The 1,281-nt window shown below is 54.3% G+C and carries 2 protein-coding genes; both read left to right on the top strand.

What is annotated here, in order from left to right; all coding sequences use genetic code 11:
- The first annotated feature begins 676 nt into the window (after window positions 1-676).
- Window positions 677-943 (top strand): flagellar biosynthetic protein FliQ, encoded by a 267-nt coding sequence (locus tag AC1DWI_RS23565; RefSeq protein ID WP_477669657.1) that lies wholly within the window; start codon window positions 677-679, stop codon window positions 941-943.
- A gap of 15 nt (window positions 944-958) precedes the next feature.
- The coding region (locus tag AC1DWI_RS23570) for a flagellar biosynthetic protein FliR (RefSeq protein ID WP_477725964.1) at window positions 959-1,281 on the top strand (323 nt) is incomplete at its 3' end.

Genomic DNA, 1,281 nt, shown 5'->3' on the forward strand with positions numbered 1-1,281 from the left:
GCCGTGACCTTGACGCCGACCACCGCCGTTGTAGCGCGGGTTAGTGCGTCCATCATGGCCTGCGCCGCCGGGGGCTGCACAGTGGCCGCGTGCGCGGTGGTGGCAAGCCAGGGTGTGCCGGACAGCAATAAGCTTGAAAGGAGGATGTAGAGCCGCTGACGCAAGGTGCACATGACAGACTCCTGAACGGCAGGAACAATCCCAACCACAGCTCAAGAATGCACGTTAATAAATGGCGTTACAAGCGGTAAGGTCAAAAGAATCTTGAGAAGCGTGTAACAAACAATCAGCTCATTCATTGCCCCAACCCGCCAAGTCTCATTTGTTGACCTCAGCAGGCTCCCCAAAAGGAGGGGAAAAGGGGAAGGGGTTGTGAAAAATTCCTAGTCAGCGAAGTAGCACCGCACAAGGTTCAAAAGCAATATCTATTTCCAGTGCTTTGGAAATGTCTAAGTAATTAGTACCTAAATCGATATGGAAAATAAGGTAACTGCTGCCGCAAATTCTGTAGATTGCGATACAGTTCGGAACAAATAACAGGGGGAGGCCCCGCTACAGGCGCCTTGGGACATGACAAACAACAAAGCTTATCGAATGCGTCAGGATGACCGCGCGGACTTGCATCCCTTYGCATGTGTGGCGACAACAAACTATGGATGCGGGAGCACACAGCAGAATGCACGCTGACCTGGCTTTGAAAATGATGTCGGACCTATTCTGGATGGGATTCCTGGTGTGCCTGCCCGTTCTTGGCTTGACCATGCTCACAGGTTTGCTGATCAGCATTGTTCAAGTGGTTACGCAGGTGCAGGAGATGTCCCTGACCTTTGTACCCAAGCTGATGACGGCTGGCATTGCGCTTGTCGTGTTTGGCCCCTGGATGTTGCGCAAGCTCAGTGCTTACTTTACTCAGCTGTGGGCAGGTATTCCTGCCATGTTTTAGCCCAGGTCGCCACGCGTGATTGCTGAACTTGGAGCCGGATGGTCTTGGGTTTCCCAGAAATGGGCATTGCCACCTTTGGAGGCGGTGATCCTGCTTTCGATACGGGTTGCCGGTGTTTTTATCCTGACGCCAGTTTTCTATGCCATGCCCATACCGACGACGGTGCGGGTGTTGATGCTGCTGTCGCTGTCGTTCATCATTGCGCTGGGGTTTACACCGGTCGGAAGCGGCCATATCGCCAATCATGCGACGCTGTTTACGTCCGCACTGGCGGAGCTCGCGCTGGGCGCGACGCTCGGGCTCGGTGTGCTGCTGGCGTTTGCGGCCTTTGATGTCGC

It is taken from the genome of Polaromonas sp. P3_C2 (assembly GCF_056402675.1).

Coding starts and splice junctions, on each gene's coding strand:
- AC1DWI_RS23565 (WP_477669657.1), top strand. CDS start 677: ATGCACGCTGACCTGGCTTTGAAAATGATGTCGGACCTATTCTGGATG.